This window comes from Paenibacillus hamazuiensis (assembly GCF_023276405.1).
GTDB classification, from domain to species: Bacteria; Bacillota; Bacilli; order Paenibacillales; family NBRC-103111; genus Paenibacillus_AF; species Paenibacillus_AF hamazuiensis.
This window is the reverse complement of the sequence record NZ_JALRMO010000001.1, coordinates 1,598,277-1,615,727: the sequence shown is the minus strand read 5'-3', so window position 1 is coordinate 1,615,727 and position 17,451 is coordinate 1,598,277. Positions and strand designations below refer to the sequence as shown.

Here is a 17,451-nt window from a genome sequence, read left to right as displayed (position 1 = left end):
TAAAGTCGGAAATAGAACGATTTGTACTCACTGTAGTTCTAGATCAACAAAAAAGCCATCGTTTGCCGATCATTCCGGCAAGCAATGGCTCTCGTAGTAGATGGAAATCCATCAATGAAGCTGTTTACGCATCTGCTCAATCTTTTCTTCCGGGACTCCTGTCGCGGCCTCGATCGCTGCGTTATCCAGCCCCAGGGCGATCATATTTCTCGCTACATTTTCTCTTTCTAATGCTCGACCTTTTTCAATTCCTTCTTCAATACCTTTTTCAATACCTTTTTCAATACCTTCTTCAATTCCCCGAAGCTTGATCGCTTCCAAGTTTTTTTGCAGCCCCATGACAGATACTCCCTTCTCCTTGATCTCAAGAATCAAATGCTCGACATCCCGGCTTTCCGGCGGCAACTGCACTTTAATCATATTGGTCAGCCAGTTGATAAATTGCCCCTGCAAATCATCCGGCAAGTTTCGGATCGTATCCATCAGCCTTCTAAGCCTTTCTAGCAGCAGTTCCTGATCGGCCGTTTGGTCCAGCAAAAAGACAGATCCTATTGTGTTCGATAATGCCAATAATTCTTCCTCTGTGTACCGTTCCACATCCAACAGGATATATTCAAAATCGAGCAATTCCGAGCCGAAAGCCTCCTCACCTGACAGCAATTGCCGGAATCGGCGGGGCGCCGCCCACGGCCTCTGTCCATTATAGAGCACCATCGGCACGATCGCTGGAAGCGAAAAAGACGATTCACTTGCGGCCGTTTCCCGGTTCCGCAGCACATATCGCCAGATTTCAACTTGATACAACAGCAGCCGGTACGGCATTTCCATATCGACTGTAGATTGCAGCTCAACAAGAAGATAAAAAATAACATCTCGCTCGTTCAGGCGCACCTTATATACCAAATCCGCTTCCTTGCGTCTAAAGTCTGACAAAACAAACGAATGATTTATTTCCTCAATGCTCGACTCATCGACCTGCTTGACCCAACCTTGGCTGACAAACGACCTCAGCAGCTCCATAAACAGCTTTTTACTGGATAACAAATACCGGTATGATGAATCGTGCGGAAACGGGATATCCGTCTTCTTTTGGTCCATTTGCCACCTCCCCATCCAACCTGTCACGCACGTCCCAGTTGCTTACATTATACCTTGTCAATATGTCCGAGAACAATAAATCTCCACAAAAAAAACAGGCCTGCATGCTCTGCAGACCTGCCTTCCAGCACTGTTACTTTTTATTTTTCGCCAAAATCGCGTTCGCTTCTTTTCTGAACTTCGCGGCGGCGTCTTCGACGGAAATTTTCTTGTACAAAATTTGCTCGCTCGTATCTTTCAGCAGCTTCTCGATCTCGACCGAGCCGACCGGGTTCGGAGGATCAACCGGGCTGCTGTTGTTTTGCGCCCAAGCGACGTAGTCGAATACTTTCGCTTCTTCCGGCTTCAGCAGCGGCTTCAGCGCCTCCTGAACTTTCGACGATACCGGCACGCCGCGTTCGCCTTTGATCAGCTTGTTCGCTTCGACATCGTTGATAAAGAAGTTGATGAACTTGACCGCTTCGTCTTTCACCTTGGAGTTTTTCGTCACCGAGAAGCCCATGCTCGATTTCATGAACAGCCCTTTTTTGCCGTCCGGACCCGGAGGTGCGATGAGCTCGAGCGGACGTTTCGCTGCCGCAGCCCAAGCAACATATTGATTGGACCAAGAGAAGGAGAATGCCGAGTTGCCCATAACCATCTCGTCATCTTCCGGTGTAAGCTTCTTGGTTGCCAGCTTGTCGAGGCTAAGGAAGTAACCGTTGTCGTACCACTTTTGGTAACGCTTGTAGTAGTCTACAAAATATTTGTCATCCGTATAGCCGAGTTGTGTACCGTCCGGGTTATACAGCTTCTGACCCATCGTTCTCAAGTAATAAGGGAAGAACACATCATACCGCATATAGTCGGCAACCAGCTTGCCGTTTGCTTTCAGCTTGGCTCCGACCTTATCGATGTCGTCCCAGGTCCAATTGTTGCCCGGTACGTCGGCTCCCGCTTTTTTCAGCATATCCGCGTCCATCTGGATGCCAAGTGCATTGACACCCAGCGTCATTTGATACATCTTGCCATCGTATTTGCCGCTGTCGATCGTGTTTTGGCTGACGGAGCTTATGTCCAGCTTGCCGTTTTTCGTGTACGGCTCGAGGTCCTCGAGCTGGCCGCGGCCGCCGTATTGGGACAAATAAGATACGTCCATCTGGATGATATCCGGAAGTTGGTTTGCCGCTGCTTGCGGAGCGAGCTTCTTCCAGTAATCGTCAAATGCCGCGTATTCGGTTTCGATCTTGACGTTAGGGTTTTTCTGCTGATACAGCTCGATGACCTTCAGCGTATAATCGTGACGGGCTTGTCCCCCCCACCAGGCGATGCGCAGCTTGACCGGCTCGCCGGACGGCGCCGCGGCGGTTTCCTTCTTCGGTTCGGTTGCGGCAGGCGCACCCGATTTTCCTTGATCGCCGCTGCCTTGATTAGCGTTGCCGCACGCAGCGGCCGTAAAAGCAAGCGCCGCCGACAATAAAACGGTGAGCGTTCTTTTCATCTGTAAATCCTCCCCTTCATAGATCGCGTCCGATGTGTTTTTGTTAGTGCTTACATTAACAATTATCCATGATCGGGAGTAAAACGTTAATTTAAAAAACCGTTATGTTTGTTCAAAAAACCGACAGCTTACGCTTTCATATATTCCGATGGCGTGCAGCCGACATATTTTTTGAAAACCTGACTGAAATACTGTGGATTGTCGCCGAAGCCGAGCTGCTCCGCGAGTTCGAAAATCTTTACGTCCGGGCTCCGTTCGATGAGCTCCGTCGCCTTGGTGATGCGAGCTTTCATTACGTAGTTGGAAAACTTTTCGCCGGTTTCCTTTTTAAACAGCTTGCCCAAATAATCGGCGTTCATGTAAAGAAGCTCATGAGCCACCCAGCCGAGCGACAGCTCGGGATTGCCCAGCTGCTCCTCAATGCTGTCGATCACCTTCTGCACGATCGCGCTGTGTCTTCCCACCGTCTCGCGGTACCTTTTTTGGCAAATGTCCGAGGCGGTTTCCTGAAGATACGCTTGCAGCGCCTGCAGCGTGTTCAGCTCCATCAGAGAAACGAGCTTCTGCATATGAGCGTTCATCTGCTCCTCGTCGCCGAGCCGGATGATCGCCATAAACAGCTGGATGACGTATGATTTGGCCGTATGGATGTCGAAGCGCTGTTCCCCGATTTGTCCGAAATACTGTTCGATGCCGGCCTTGGCTCCGTCCCAGCGGCCCGCCTTAATTTCCAGAAGCAGCTTTTCCTCGTCAAAAACGAATTCCTTCCGCTCGCGCTCGCCCGTACCTGCCAAATCCCGCTTCGTTATAAGCCCGCCTTCGCCCAAGTAAAACCGGTGGTTCAGGCATTCCAGCGTCTGCTTGTACAAGGAGCGCGCCTGCGTAATGTCCCCGGCCTCGCTCAAAGCGATGGTCAAATCGATTTTGTAATATTTCAGGAACGTTTGACGGATCAGCTCCATCTTCTCGTGCATGTCCGTTTCATTCGCATCTTCGGCCACAAGCAGCACATGGTCGCCTACCGTCGAGCTGAGCACGATGTTGGACAAAATGTCGCCGGCGATATTTTTCACCGCGAACAAATGCTCGAATTCAAAGGCCCCTTCCAGTTGGAACAAGGCAAGCCTTACCTTGCGCTCTCCGAGATCAAGCTCGAACAGCTTGCGGTAATATTCCCAATCCCCGCCGCCGTACGTTTTGTTCGTAACGAACTCCTTCAAAAATTGTTCCTTCACATGCGGCAGCACCTTGACGAGGCCTTCCTTCATGCTGCGCACGAACTGCGCCTTCGTTTCGTCGGCCTTCAGCTCGGCGACGACCTCGCGCAAAGCTGAGGCGATTTTGTTCTCGTTGCACGGTTTGACCAGATAATGCTTGACGCCGTAACGCATCGCCGACTGCGCATATTCGAATTCGCCGAAGCCGGACAGCATGATAAAGCGGATGCCGGGATACTCCTGCGATACTTTGGCCGCAAGCTGCAGCCCGTCCATGCCGGGCATTTTGATATCGCTGATCACGATGTCCGGCGGATGTTGGGCGATGAATTCGTAGGCTTCGAGGCCGTTGCGCGCGGTGCCGGCAAGCACCGTTTCGGCCGATGTCCAGTCGACAATCGCGGTGATGCCGTCCAAAATAATTCTTTCGTCGTCCACAAGCAGCACTTTGTACATTACGTTTCCCTCGCTTCCAGCGGTAAATCTACAAAAACGCGGGTCCCCTTGCCGGGTGCGCTTTCCACCCGAACGCCGTAAGCGTCCCCGAAGGCAATCCGGATCCGCTCGCGAATGTTGCCCAGCCCGATGCCTTTGCCGCCTGTGCGGAGCTCGCCTCTCAGCACCTTCTCCAGCACGTCCTCCTCCATGCCGGGCCCGTTATCCTCCACGCACAAAACAAGCCGCTCCGAACTGGGGACGACGCTGACGCGAATGCGGCAAGGATCGATCATTCGCTCAAGCGCATGATTGATCGCGTTTTCAACCAGCGGCTGCAGGGTCAGCTTCGGAATTTGACAGGTGCGGAAACGCTCGTCCACGTCAAGCTCAAACTGAAGCCGTTCCTCGAACCGGTATTTTTGGATGACGATATAGTTCAGTACGATATCGATTTCCGCCCCTACCGTAATCAACGTATCTTTGAGGCTGATCGAGCTGCGCAGCAAATGGCCCAAAGCTTCGACCATCTGCGAAATTTGCGTCTGCTTGTTGATTTTGGCGAGCCAGTTGATCGACTCCAGCGTGTTGTACAAAAAATGCGGGTTGATCTGCGCCTGCAGCGCCTTGAACTCCGTTTCCTTAATGACGAGCTGCTTGGCATAGTTTTCGGTAATCAGCTCGTTGATCTCCTGCACCATCATGCGGAAAGTCCGGTGCAGCTGGCCGACCTCGTCCATAGGCAGCGGTCCGCTTCCCGCAGGATCGGTTTCGGCCAGGCTGAAATCGCCACGCTGCACCTGCTTCATCTGGCCGATCAAATTTTCGATCGGACGCGTGATGCCCTTGGCGAACTGCACGGACAGCGCAAGCAGCGCCACCAAGCTGACGCTGAAGCCGATCAGCAGCACGCGTTTCATCATGATGACGCGGTTAAATATTTGCTCGAACGGAATGAGCCCGTAATAAACCCAGCCGTACCCGGAGGAGCGGAAATGGGTTAAAAAGTACGTTTTCCCTTCCATCTGCTCGATGCGGTAGCCGCTTCGCGAGTTTTCGCGAATACCCGCAGCAAAAAAAGCTTCTTTATCCCCATTTGGGTAAACGGGGCCGCCATCCGCCACGATGCGGATTTCCCCCTTGCCTAGCTCCGTGCCGTCCAATACATCGTCCACAATGGCGTCGATTTTGATCCGAACGACAAGCGTGCCGATCGGCCTCAGATCGAATATCCGCCCGTTATAGGAGCGGATTTCCCTCGCAGCGATCAGGTATGGCTCCTCGCGATCGGGGTAAATCCACTGCAGCTCGCCGGCAATTTTGGACGCTTCTCCGCGGATCAGATTCCGTTTGGCATAGGAAACGGTCTCCGTTTGCCCCGCCCAGTAATCGATATCGGAAAGATCGATGATCTGCAAGGAGGAGATATATTTTTCGTAACCGGAATATTGAATCAGCTTGTCGACCAGGTCCGCCCTGGCAATATGCTTCTCATACTCGGAGGCGCTGCCCGAAACGACGCTCAGGTTGTCCTGTATCCGCGGGTCGGTCGCTACCGTAAACGACAGCTGCTCGATCTTCTTCAGTTCGTTTTCGATCCGGCTGCTCGAAAGATTGAGCACCTGGGACGACTTCGCATATAGCTGTTCGTCGTAAGTCGAATAAGCGTATGAGAGCGAAAAATACGTTACCGAAAAGCATACCGCCATGATCAGCGAGATCAGCGCAAACACTTTGTGCTTGATTCGCCAGCTGCCGATTTTCCGCCTGAACGATGCGAACGAACCCATAGGCCATTCCTTTCTGTTAACGGGATTTGGCTCTAGTATATCACTAGCCGGCAGCGGCGGGCGAAGGAAATCGCTGCCTTCCGCCGCAGACCGGACGGTTATCGTCCCATCGCCTGAGCGATTTTGCTTGCGAAATTCGCCGCAATTTCCTCCTGCCCGGCGGCCGACGGATGAACGAGATCGGCGGACAAGCCGTTCCACGAGGTCAGCAGCTCCGTGCCCGGAAAATAGCGGAGCTTCGGATGTCCGAGCTTCTCCGCCGTTTTGGCCGCAGCTTCGCGGAATGCGCCGATTTTTTCGCGGTTTTCCAGATCATGAATACATAAGAATAAATCCGTGCAAAATACCCACTTATCCGGACGTTTTTCGCAAATGACGGAAAGAAACCGCTCGACCTTCCGTTCGAACAGCTCTGTTTCCCAAAACCGGATTACGTTGATGCCCATCTCGACGGTGGCGAAATCCCAATCATCCCGCCCCGCAACGTATTCGGCGATCGCCTCGTCCATATGAGCGCTGCCGGCGAACGCCTTGTTCAAAAGATCCGCCCCGAGCCGCTGCGCCGTGCGCATCGCGTAAGTGCCGGTCGGCCGCGCCGCGTCGCCGCCGTGCGTGATCGACGAGCCGTAGGCCAAAAACCTGAGGCCCGGCGTTTGGCCGGGACGCGGCGGAGCAAGATCACCTTCGATGCTGACGATTTCGTAAATCCAATCGTACGGCAGGATGACGCGGACGAGCTCCGGGTCGAACGGCAGCCGCCGCTCCTGCGCAATCGCTTTAAGCTGCGGCAAATTCGGCGGCTTGCGAATAATCAGCGTCTGGCCGCTTAAGCCGACCGCTGCGGGAGTAGTCGGGTATCCCGCCTGGAACGATCCGAAATACACCTCGGCGAGTCCTGCTTCCGTAATCGAGTTCCCGCTTGCTTTTCGAAGTACGATGCGCGCTTCCTCGCCGGTCAGGTTAAAGCGGATTTCACAGCCGCATGTGTTGTATGCGCGCACATCCCTAGCGCTCTCGTTGATCGCGCCCCGCACCTTCTCCGGAATGCGGCACAACCTGAGGCCGTCCGGAGTTTCGACCACCTGGTCGACATTGTGCAGCTCTACGTTTTTATAAATCACGGCAGTCAGCCTCCTCGTTCTCTGAACGGAGCGCAGCTTTTATCGCGCCGTTGATACTTTCTTATTGCGCATGCGGCCGTTTCACTTCATCGGGGTCACGCACAAATTGCCGAAGAGGCAAATCCGATCCGGCGATTTCCTCAGCCGCCAGCCGGGCCACTTCCCAGGCGCCCTCCACATTGAAATGCGTATTGTCCGAAGCGCCGTCCGGGTAATTCGGATGCTCGCCGGGCTCAAGCCATACGAACAGCTTTTTCGATTTCTCCGGCCCAAGCGCCGTATAAAGCTCTCTCGTGCGGATGCGCAGATCGATAAACGGCACTCCGAGCTTTGCGGCAAGCTTGCGCGCCGCTTCCGGGTAATCGCCGTGCGTATGCTGCAGATTTCCCGCTTCGTCGAAATGCCTCCGCTCCACGGACGAAAGCAGCACCGGCTGCGCTCCGCGAATGCGCGCCACCTCCACATATTGCGTCATATACGCCGGGTAGGTTGTCGCCGGATCCGTAAAACGTTCGTCCGGTTTTTGATCGTTATGCCCGAACTGAATAAACAAATAATCGCCTTCCCCGATCAGCCCGTCGATTTCTGCCAGCCGCCCCTCGGCGATAAAGCTTTTCGAGCTTCTTCCGCAAGCCGCTTTATCCACAACCTCCACCTTGTCCGTCAAAAAATGCGGCAGCATCTGCCCCCAGCCGGCCATCGGATATTCGTTGTCCGGATAGTCGGCAGCCGTGGAGTCACCGGCGATAAACAGCTTGATTCGCTTCATCGTTGATCCCCCCCGCGATGGTCAATTTCTAAAAATCATTATAACCGATCACAGCTGCGGTTCGATCTTAAAAAACAGACGGTTTTGTTTAAAAATCCGCTGCGATATCCATCATTGCCTAGGTTATATATTTTCGGACGACAGCTTCGAAATGTTTGCCGTACCTGCTCTCGAGCTCCGGCCCCATGTCCTTTAGCAGCTCGTGCATCACCATGTCATGATAGAAATTGTTGAGCAGCAGCTCCGTCATTGCGGGATGCTCGGTCAGCATCGCCTTCGCCGGCTCCGCTCCGCCCCGCGTTCCGATAATGGCCAGTCTGCGGTCAAGCAATAGCGAAAATTTTCGGCCGTTTCGCTCCTGCCATGCATCATCCCTTTCGTGCGGCAGCGCCTTGACGCCTTCGGGAAGTCCGCCGCCTCCGACCAGCGAAACCAGCACGCGTACGCTCCGCTCCTGCAGCTGCCTCAGCTCATCCCCGAGCATCCCGGCTTCTTCCGACCACAAATCGCAAAACGCTTCCTCCCGGCATGCCTTCAGCTCGCTCCGCAGCCGTTCCATTATTTTGGCGTCGCCCTCAAGGCTGAAAAAATCAGCCCGCTGCGTTTCCCTTCTCGGCATGTTTGCTTTTACGAAACGGATCGAAGCCTGAATGTCCGTCTGCAGCTTCTCGCCGATCTCGTCCACCGGCAAACAGGAATAATGCATCGGCTCTCCGACGCTCGCTAGCACCACGCCTTTTTCCGTGAGCTTTTGCAGCGCCGAGTAAACGTTGGAGCGGGATGCGCCGAGCCGCTTGGCCAGCTCGTAGCCGGTCAGCGTTCCGGACTCCGTAAGGACATACAAGCATTTGGCTTCCAGCTCGGTAAACCCAAGCAGCTTCAGGTGCTGCAGCAGCATTTCCATGAAACGTCCCCCCTTTTCTTACATCAGACCTGGCGGCAGGGGGCGGAATTATACCGTCCCTGCTTCCGGCTCCATCCCAAGCGTTTCCGTTTCATATGCCTGATAGGCGTTTTGAATGCCGAACAGAACATCTTTTATACGAAAAAATCCGTTCGAAAAAACGGGCGAGTCCTTGATCTCTTCCCAGATACTGTGATAAGCCATCGTGTTTTCCGTCTCGCAAATGACAAAATCGCTGCACTTCCCGCTGAACGCGTCCGCGTCGAAATACTTTACGCGCACCTCGCCGGAGTACCGCCCGGCGATAGCATAAACTTCCGCTGCATACGTACGCCTCGTTTCCCGCGGCAGGGCCAGCCAGGAGGCATCCACTTCGATTGTAACAACGAAACAATGATTCATTTCAACCACAACCTCACTAGTAGTTCTTTACGGTACTACTATATTTCATTATGAGCATTTTTTCAAGTCCAGGCATCAACTATGCAACTTTGCGTCACACCGAATATTTGACTACTCATTACAAAATAGGTATAATACGATTGCTCCCTGCGGTTAGCGGCGCAAAAGAAACAAGGCACATTTACCGGTGAAAGGAATGAATCAGGCATGAGCGGCAGACCTCGCGAGTTCAAAGATACGGCGGTTGTTGACGCAGCCATGGAAGTGTTTTGGGAACGCGGCTTCGAAGCCAGCTCTACGGAAGAGCTGTGCGAACGAACCGGGCTTGGCAGGGGAAGCCTGTACAACGCCTTCGGAAGCAAACACGCACTCTTTCAAAAGGCATTGGGGCGCTATCAAGAGATAGGGATTCAAGCGCAGGTTGAAATCTTGCAGCATCCGGGTCCGGTAAAAGACAGGCTGCGCGCGCTGATGGAATTTGCGATCGAACAGGACTTCAACGGAACGCAGCGGCGCGGCTGCATGGCGGTCAATGCCGCCATCGAACGCGGAAGCAAGGATGCCGCAGTGGCGCGTTTGGTCGGCGGTCATGTCGCACGGCTCGAACAGGCGTTATGCCATGTCATTGCGTTAGGTCAGCGCTCCGGCGAGATCGTATCCGCACGTCCGGCCTTGGAATTGGCACGTTTTTTCCTGAGCAGCTACTACGGCCTCCGTGTGCTCGGCAAAGTCGTAGAGGATCAAAATGTGCTGCTTGATATCGTCGAGGGGACGCTGGCGGCATTATGATTAAGGACACCCTCGGACGGATTCGTACGCTCGGGGGTTTGATGGATTTTGTATAGGCAGGCCTCTTGCACCCAATTTTGTACTGTTCGTTACATTTTTCGCTGACCATTTATTTCGCAGGGGATTTTTAAAAGAATTACCGACGAGAAATCGCGTTTGTTTCGCTCAATTTTGTACTGGATAATACAATATTAATAAAAAGGGAGCTGTTTGTATGCCGTTTGCAATCTATGTGTTAGGTCTGATGATATTTTCGATGACCACCTCCGAGTTTATGGTGGCGGGTATGATGACTTCGCTTGCCGCGGAGTTCGGGGTTACCATCGCTGCTGTCGGCTACCTCATTTCCTCCTACGCCGCCGGCATGATTGTCGGCGGTCCGCTTCTGACCGTCGTCCTGTTGAAGGTCCCCCGCAAACAAGCCTTCCTGGCGCTGGCTTTCGTTTTCCTTGCCGGGCAAACGCTCGGTGCGCTTGCCTCCGGCTACGGGGTGATGCTCGCCGCGCGGATCATCACCGGCGTTTCCTCGGCAGCCTGCTTCGGCGTATCGCTCGCCATCTGCTTCAGCCTCGTTCGACCCGAGTCGCATGGGCAGGCGGCATCCGTCGTGCTCGGCGGACTAATGGTCGCCACCGCTCTGGGGCTGCCGGCGGCCATGCTGTTCGACCAGTTCCTCGGATGGCGCGCCAGTTTCTGGGCCGTTGTTATCCTTGTGCTGCTCTCCGGATTGCTCGGGCTCATCGCGATCCCTTCGTCCCCCAAGCCGGAATCGGTGCGTCTGCGCGGTGAGCTTAAGGCCTTCCGCAATCTCAGCCTGTGGGCTGCATATGCGACGAGCATGCTGATTATCGGCGCCACTTTTGCCGCCTTCAGTTATTTTTCGCCGATCTTGACCGAACTCTCCGGTTTCGCCGCCGAGACGGTGCCGTTTCTCCTGGCTTTGTACGGAGTGGCGACCGTGGTCGGCAACGCCGTCACCGGCAGGCTTGCCGACCGCTATATGATGCCCGTTCTGATCTCCGGACTTGCCGTCCTGACCGCGGCTCTTATCGGCTTCGGCCTCTTTGCCCACAGCAAGGTCATCAGCATCGCAGCCGTGATCGCGGTCGGTTTGGCGGGAGTGACCATGAATCCTGCGATGACGACCCGGATCACCCGGGTGGCCAATACCGGAACGCTGGTCACTACGGTTCACGGTTCCGTCATCAGCTTAGGCATCGTCGTCGGCTCCTCGATCGGCGGGATGTTCATCGACGCCGGATACGGCGTCGGTTCGCCGCTATGGGTCGGCGCCTTGCTGGCGGCTTTGGGCTTGCTCTCGCTGCTGCCGTATTTGAGGAATAAATCCGGGAAGAAACACGGATTGCCCGATCGTACCGAAAGCTTGCCCCAGTTGGAAGAAGTCTCCTGCAACCGCGTGTAATTGAGCGTTCTGTTTCACCGGGAGGGCGATTTGCTCCGACCTGAATCGTTGGCCGGAGCGAGCCGCCTAGCGGCGGAAGCGCCTCACACACAATGTTGTCGGGTTATTATTTTTCCGATATCCGAGCGATTTCCCATCGATTTAATGCATCTCAGTACCTTTATTTTTCATATACACTCCTTTCCCCGGGAATAGCGAATGTGAGTTCCTCTATGTTGCTCCGCTTGGAAGCATGGCGGATGCTATCCATGCAGCTTGCCGTTCCAATAATACTGACACAATGCCCAAATCTGCAACGCCTGCCCCTCTTCCTATCGCCTTGATTGGATTTTCCAAATATACCCAATCCGTATCGCACTCGTTTCGAGTCCGAAGGTCAAGACGACCATTCCGGCGATACCGGCAAAAGCAAATAAGGCAAACCAGGCTCCTGTCCATCTTCCGATTTCCAACAGCGCCGCCATGCATAATGTGGGCAAAACCGGTTCTCCGTATGCCTTCCACCAATCGAGCGGAAACCGCTCCAGATAAAAGAAGCCGATCATGGCGAGTGCCGAAAGCGCCCAACCGCCGGTATATATCCATACGGCCAAAACGGGATGAGCCGCCGCGATAAACGGCACGATCGTCACCACGAATATCCCCGCCACGATCATCACCCAAAAATTCGCTTTGGTTCTGCCGATCCCCGCGAGTATATTGCCTCCCAATCGTCCGACCGAAGAGAAAAACACGCCCAAAGCCAAAAGCCGGATATAAATCGCCGAATCTCCCGTCGTATAGCTGGAACCGAACAAAAAGCCGTTGATTTCGTTCGGATACAGGCAAAGCAGCAGCGTAAGAGGATAAAGAATAAAATTATTATAACGGATGCAAAGCGTGCCCCGTCTTCGGCTCTCCGCATGATCCTTCGAGCTTTCGGCCACAAACGGAAAGGTGACGATCATAAACCCACGTCACGATGCCGATGAAACCCGTAATGCGCAGGCCGTTCGCCAAATAACCGACCGCCGCTACGGAGCTTGAGCCGATCACCATGACGAGGAAAGGCTGCTGAAACGCCTTTGCGATGTTGCCCGCCCACATCGGAATGCCGAAAGCCATCATTTTCCGCAATTCCTTGAACGAAAACGTTCCGCGCCACTTCGGGCGATGCACTTTTTCGACCTTCCAGCAAATAAACAACGTTGTTAAAATAGAGCCGACTCCCATCCAAAAAGCGACTCCCCACAGTTTATTGCCGAATGGAAACGGCAGCAGCACCCCGGCGACGGTGCCCGCGGTAGAGAAAACCGTCGTAACGACCATAAATAAAGCCTGAACGCTGAAATCGCGGTTGCCGGAGAACGAGGACAACCCGATGTTGCAGATCGAGTTGAATATAAGCATGATCCCGCTCAGCATAAGCGCGCCTTCAAGCGATGGCAGTCCGTACATATGAGACAAGATCGGAGCAAGCGCGCAAAGCGCAATGCTTATGAGCACACCGAACAGCGAGCTCCCGAACAGCGCCCAACGGAATTTATGCTGCAGCGCTTCTTCCTTGTCCGTTGAAAAAGAGTACACCAACGCCGAGTTGAAGCCGATGTTCAGAAACAATGCGACCATACCCTGTATTTGCAGCAGCAGGTTCACTTCCCCGAACTGCACCGGATCGTTCATTACCCTCGCAAGCACGATACTTCCCAACGTTTGCAGAAGCTGATTGATAAACAGGCCAAGTTCAATAATGGCAACGCTTTTCAGCAAAAAACGCTGATTTTCGTTTAAAGAGGATGTTAACTTTCTCCAAGGTGTCATATCCGTTCGATGCTCCTCCCGTTTTCACTGAACAAAGGCTGCCGGACAGTGAAGTCCGGCAGCCTGCAAATACTTATTCGGTTATCGATTACATATTGCTGAGGGTTTCCGTCAATACGGGAACGATCTGCGATTTGCGCGAGACGACGCCTTTCAGCACCGCTTTGTTATCCGCCAAAGCGACGTTATATGCTTTCTCCACAGCGCCTGCCTGGCGTCCGAGAGCTACGCCGACGGAATCGTTGTTCAAAATGTCGGTCACGACAAACAGGAACAAATCGAGATTTTTTTCGGCGATGATGCCGGAAAGAGCTTTCTCCAGCTCCGCTTGGCGGGACAATACGTCGTTTACGTCCACTGCGTTCACCTGAGCGATTTCGACCTTGTAGCTGCCCATTTGGAACTCTTTCGCGTCAAGGGAAATGAGCTCGGCGATCGTTTTCTTGCTCAGGTCCGCACCTGCCTTCAGCATGTCGAGACCGTAGCTGTCCAGGTCCACGCCGGCGATATCCGCCAGCTCGCGGGCTGCCTTCACGTCCTGCTCGGTGCATGTCGGGGATTTCAGCAGTAGCGTATCCGAAATGATCGCGGACAGCATGAGACCGGCGATTTCCTTGGTCACCGCCACGCCGTTTTCCTTGTACAGCTTATTTAAAATCGTCGTGGTGCAGCCGACCGGCTCCGCGCGATAGTAAAGCGGATGAGCCGTTTCAAAGTTGGCGATGCGGTGATGGTCAATAACTTCGGTGACGCGAACCTTGTCGATGTCGGCGGCGCTTTGCTGGCGCTCGTTATGATCGACGAGAATCACGTTCTCCGCTTCGCCGGCTACGGTTTCGACAAGGCGGGGAGCGCTAACCTTGAAGTAGTCCAGCACGAACTGGGTTTCGCTGCTGACGCTGCCGAGTCGTACTGCCTCCACGTCTTGACCCAGCTTCGTCTTGAGGTCCGCATACACGAGGGCGGAGCAGATGGAATCGGTGTCCGGATTTTTGTGGCCGAAAATAAGTGTTTTTGCCATGAAAAATTAACTCCTTAGTCGAAATTTGATCGATAAGTATCATCTGTGCGATACCCCATAAGTTACATTATATCGCTAAATACTGCTTATTCCAATTCCTTTACGCAGAATTCTTTGAAATAAATTTGCAGATGACCTTGATCTTTGGAGCGGCTCGTCTGTAATTGCCCTCGCGTCCATTTTTGAAAAACGGCTTCGGTCCGGCCGTTTTACGATCCGGCTGATTTACTCTGCCGCCGGTTCGACCGCGAACCACGCGAAGTCCGCGCAGCCTTTGCCGGCCTCTCCTGCCATATTGGCCGCGAAAACGCCGACCTTCGCGCCGACCCAGCGCGCTTCGACAGCCGCAAAGACATCGCCCAGCGGCTCGAAACGGTCGCCGTCTGCGCTGTAGCTGAAGCGGCATTCCGCCGTTTCGCGAACGTCGACGCGCACGTAAACGGTGCCGCTTGGAAGCTCAGCCGACGCGATCTCCCGTTCGCCGGCAGGCCCCGGGCTGCCGCCTTCGCCGGACTCGCCATGCACCAGCGCAAGGCGGAAAGCGCCGTTATCCGCCTGCTTCAGCGCCAAATATCGGTAGCTGTAGCCGAATACGATCAGCCCAGCCATGTCGCCCGGCTGCTCCGGACTGAAGCCGAGCTTCGTCGTGGCGATGAACTCGGACGCCGGAAACTTCTGCATGAGCAGATGGGGCGCGTCATAAAGCGCCGTCACGCCTTCCGGCAGAGGCGTGCAGAAAAGCCGCAGATGGCCCGGCTGCTCAGCGAGCGAGTACCAAGCCGGGTTCGGGTTCGCCTGCCACTGCCACTGCAGTCCGAGCCGGTCCGCGCTGAAATCGTCCGACGTTTGCGGCACCTCGATCGGATATTCGCGGCCGACGTTCGGCTTCGGATAACGCAGCACCGGCTCACCGATGCCGTCTCCGTTCGTATCGACGCCCATCAGCGGCCAGTCGTCGACCCAGCGCACCGGCTGCAGATGAACGATCCGTCCGTAGGCGTCGCGATCCTGGAAGTGCATAAACCACGATTCGCCGGACTCAAGCTCGACCAGCCCGCCCTGATGCGGGCCGTTCACCGGCGAATCCCCTTGGTGCAGCACGATTTTGTCCTCATATGGACCGTAAATGTTTTTGGACCGCAAAATCGTCTGCCAACCCGGCTTTACTCCTCCTGCCGGCGCAAAGATGTAATAATAACCGTTACGCTTGTACATTTTCGGGCCTTCCATCGTCGGATGGTTTTCCGTACCGTCGAAAATGATCTCCCCTTCGTCAAGCAGCTGTTTGCCGTCGGGAGACATTTTGCACAGTTTCAGCTTATGCTTGATACCGCAGCGGCTGTGCGCGAACGCATGCACCAGATAGGCGCTGCCGTCCTCGTCCCAGAACGGACACGGATCGATCCAGCCCTTCACTTCCTTGATCATATGCAGCGGCGACCACTTGCCGAACGGATCCTCCGCCGTGCTCATGAAGATGCCTTCGTCCGGCGTGCTGACGAATACCCAAAACTTGCCGTCATAATGGCGGATGCTAGGAGCCCAGATGCCTTTGCCGTGCTGAACCCGGTCGTACCCCGGCAAGTCCACCTTATCGATGACGTAATTGACGATTTTCCAGTTGACGAGGTCTTTGGAGTGAAGCAGCGGCAGCCCCGGTGTATGAGCGAAGCTGGATGCCACGAGAAAAAAGTCGCTCCCTACGCGAATGACATCGGGATCGGAGTAGTCTGCGTGCAAAACCGGATTTTGAAATGTGCCGTCGCCCATATCGGCGACCCATGCGTGATTGTTCAAGTTGATTTTCATATGTGGATATGCCTCCTGACGGGAACGTTTCGCGAACAAACTCCTTTGCTTGCTATTGGAGCGCGCACAAAACAACAGTAGCATATCGCCATGCAAAAAACTGCATAATTTCTTGTCCTCTTGGGCGGAATTTAAACAATTGAGGCCCCCCTAAATCCCCCCACCGGGGGGACCCCAGGCTTCCGAAGCCGGCTTTGCTCCGCAAAGCCCTTAAGGCGCTCAGGCGCCCTGGACTCGCCCGCAGAGCGTGACTACTCGCTTCTAGTTCGCGTCTGTCGGGCATAGATTTTTTGCTTTCAGGCAAAAAATCGTATGCCCGACACGCTTTACTTTGGCGCGGTGCCTGGGGAGCTTCCGAGTGCCTCGGACTCGCGTTTGTCGGCCATGGTTTTGCTGGCGCAAAACCGATGGCCGACACGCTTTACTCAGGATCGGCAGGCACCGAAGGAGATGATTGCGTACTTCTCGCTACAACACAAAAAAAGCCCGCATACGGACCGCTCATACAGTGAGTCCGTCATGGGGCCTTACGTTCAGGCTTAATTACTTGCTCCTGCTTTGCAGCAGCTCGACGAGCTGTTCACCCGGGTTTTTGCCGCCTGCGCCTCCGTTCGGCTGCTGGCCGTCAGGTCTGTTTTTGCGGTCCTGCCCGGCGGCCTTATCATTACTGCCGTCGCCGGATTTCGGCTTGGCTTGTTCCGAACCCGCAGCATTGCCGGCCGGTTTGCCGTCCGAGGCGCCTCCTCCCGCATTGCTGCCCGCCGAGGTACTTCCGCTTCCGCCGCCTGAGCTGCTTCCGGCCGCACCCGCTTCGCCGCCACCACTGCCGTTCCGGCGATTTTGCATGCGGGACGCCGCATCGTCCAAAAACTTTTTCTGCTCCGCGGTAAGCTTTTCCGTCAGCTTCGCATGCTGGTCCTCGGTCAGCTCTTTCTTGGCGATGCTTTCCTGCACAACCGGCAGCATTGCCGCCGCTTGTTCCTTGGTGATGGCCAGGTCCTTTTGCCGGTCCATCATGAGCAGCGACTGGAACGTCATCTCCTGCTGTCTTTCCTTATCGCTCAATTGACGCCTTCCCGAGTTGTCCGGTTTCTCCCCCGTCTTGCCCTCGTTTGCCGGCGCCTGGCCCGTTTGCCCCGTTGCAGCGGACTGCTCCTGCTTCGTTCCCGCCGGTGCGCTTGCATTTGCGCTGCTCTCCGCAGCCGGTTTGGAGCCGCAGCCGCTGAGCAGGAGCATCATGACCGCCACCGCACTGACGATTTGTTTCGAATTCATCTCTCCGCCTCCTATGTAAAGCATCTATATATAATATGGCCTCGCTTCCGAACGTTCGGAATAAACAAAACGTACGATAGACAAGGCTTTCTCAGCATAGTAAGGAAAGATGAACTTA

At 54.6% G+C, this 17,451-nt stretch carries 15 protein-coding genes; 2 read left to right on the top strand and 13 right to left on the bottom strand.

Annotated features, from left to right (window positions below; genetic code table 11):
- Window positions 1–111 precede the first annotated feature (111 nt).
- From MYS68_RS06900 to MYS68_RS06865, 8 genes are all read right to left on the bottom strand, one after another.
- Window positions 112–1,098 (bottom strand): Rpn family recombination-promoting nuclease/putative transposase, encoded by a 987-nt coding sequence (locus tag MYS68_RS06900; RefSeq protein ID WP_275983440.1) that lies wholly within the window; start codon window positions 1,096–1,098, stop codon window positions 112–114.
- Between the two features lie 133 nt (window positions 1,099–1,231).
- Complete coding sequence (locus MYS68_RS06895; RefSeq protein ID WP_248925126.1) at window positions 1,232–2,578, bottom strand: ABC transporter substrate-binding protein; 1,347 nt, start codon at window positions 2,576–2,578, stop codon at window positions 1,232–1,234.
- Between the two features lie 128 nt (window positions 2,579–2,706).
- The gene (locus MYS68_RS06890) at window positions 2,707–4,251 is read right to left on the bottom strand and encodes a response regulator (protein ID WP_248925125.1); all 1,545 of its coding nucleotides are present in this window, start codon (window positions 4,249–4,251) and stop codon (window positions 2,707–2,709) included.
- The gene (locus tag MYS68_RS06885; RefSeq protein ID WP_248925124.1) at window positions 4,251–6,020 is read right to left on the bottom strand and encodes a cache domain-containing sensor histidine kinase; all 1,770 of its coding nucleotides are present in this window, start codon (window positions 6,018–6,020) and stop codon (window positions 4,251–4,253) included. Before MYS68_RS06885 ends, MYS68_RS06890 begins: the two co-directional genes overlap by 1 nt.
- A gap of 98 nt (window positions 6,021–6,118) precedes the next feature.
- Window positions 6,119–7,141, bottom strand: coding sequence for a GDSL-type esterase/lipase family protein (locus MYS68_RS06880; RefSeq protein ID WP_248925123.1), 1,023 nt, complete (start codon window positions 7,139–7,141; stop codon window positions 6,119–6,121).
- 61 nt (window positions 7,142–7,202) lie between these two features.
- Window positions 7,203–7,910 carry a rhamnogalacturonan acetylesterase gene (locus MYS68_RS06875; RefSeq protein WP_248925122.1) on the bottom strand — a complete coding sequence of 236 codons (708 nt, stop codon included), beginning with the start codon at window positions 7,908–7,910 and terminating at the stop codon, window positions 7,203–7,205.
- Window positions 7,911–8,028: 118 nt separating this feature from the next.
- The gene (locus MYS68_RS06870) at window positions 8,029–8,814 is read right to left on the bottom strand and encodes a TrmB family transcriptional regulator (protein ID WP_248925121.1); all 786 of its coding nucleotides are present in this window, start codon (window positions 8,812–8,814) and stop codon (window positions 8,029–8,031) included.
- Window positions 8,815–8,862: 48 nt separating this feature from the next.
- Window positions 8,863–9,216 carry a darcynin family protein gene (locus tag MYS68_RS06865; protein WP_248925120.1) on the bottom strand — a complete coding sequence of 118 codons (354 nt, stop codon included), beginning with the start codon at window positions 9,214–9,216 and terminating at the stop codon, window positions 8,863–8,865.
- Window positions 9,217–9,423: 207 nt separating this feature from the next.
- Here MYS68_RS06865 and MYS68_RS06860 point away from each other — a divergent pair, with 207 nt between their 5' ends.
- Together MYS68_RS06860 and MYS68_RS06855 are read left to right on the top strand one after the other, a co-directional pair.
- The gene (locus tag MYS68_RS06860) at window positions 9,424–10,005 is read left to right on the top strand and encodes a TetR/AcrR family transcriptional regulator (RefSeq protein WP_248925119.1); all 582 of its coding nucleotides are present in this window, start codon (window positions 9,424–9,426) and stop codon (window positions 10,003–10,005) included.
- A gap of 214 nt (window positions 10,006–10,219) precedes the next feature.
- Window positions 10,220–11,428, top strand: coding sequence for an MFS transporter (locus MYS68_RS06855; RefSeq protein WP_248925118.1), 1,209 nt, complete (start codon window positions 10,220–10,222; stop codon window positions 11,426–11,428).
- 311 nt (window positions 11,429–11,739) lie between these two features.
- Here MYS68_RS06855 and MYS68_RS06850 read toward each other — a convergent pair whose 3' ends face one another.
- The 5 genes from MYS68_RS06850 to MYS68_RS06830 all read right to left on the bottom strand — a co-directional run bounded on the left by MYS68_RS06850 (window position 11,740) and on the right by MYS68_RS06830 (window position 17,333).
- Window positions 11,740–12,375: an MATE family efflux transporter gene (locus MYS68_RS06850; RefSeq protein WP_248925117.1), complete on the bottom strand. Its 636-nt coding sequence runs from the start codon at window positions 12,373–12,375 to the stop codon at window positions 11,740–11,742.
- Window positions 12,290–13,228, bottom strand: coding sequence for an oligosaccharide flippase family protein (locus tag MYS68_RS06845; protein WP_248925116.1), 939 nt, complete (start codon window positions 13,226–13,228; stop codon window positions 12,290–12,292). The genes MYS68_RS06850 and MYS68_RS06845 overlap by 86 nt, the downstream gene beginning before the upstream one ends.
- Before the next feature lie 88 nt (window positions 13,229–13,316).
- On the bottom strand, window positions 13,317–14,249 hold the full coding sequence (locus tag MYS68_RS06840) for a manganese-dependent inorganic pyrophosphatase (RefSeq protein ID WP_248925115.1): 933 nt from the start codon (window positions 14,247–14,249) through the stop codon (window positions 13,317–13,319).
- A gap of 225 nt (window positions 14,250–14,474) precedes the next feature.
- Entirely contained in the window at window positions 14,475–16,058 is a 1,584-nt protein-coding gene (locus MYS68_RS06835) for a glycoside hydrolase family 43 protein (RefSeq protein WP_248925114.1), read from the bottom strand.
- Window positions 16,059–16,601: 543 nt separating this feature from the next.
- The gene (locus MYS68_RS06830) at window positions 16,602–17,333 is read right to left on the bottom strand and encodes a hypothetical protein (protein ID WP_248925113.1); all 732 of its coding nucleotides are present in this window, start codon (window positions 17,331–17,333) and stop codon (window positions 16,602–16,604) included.
- Window positions 17,334–17,451 lie beyond the last annotated feature (118 nt).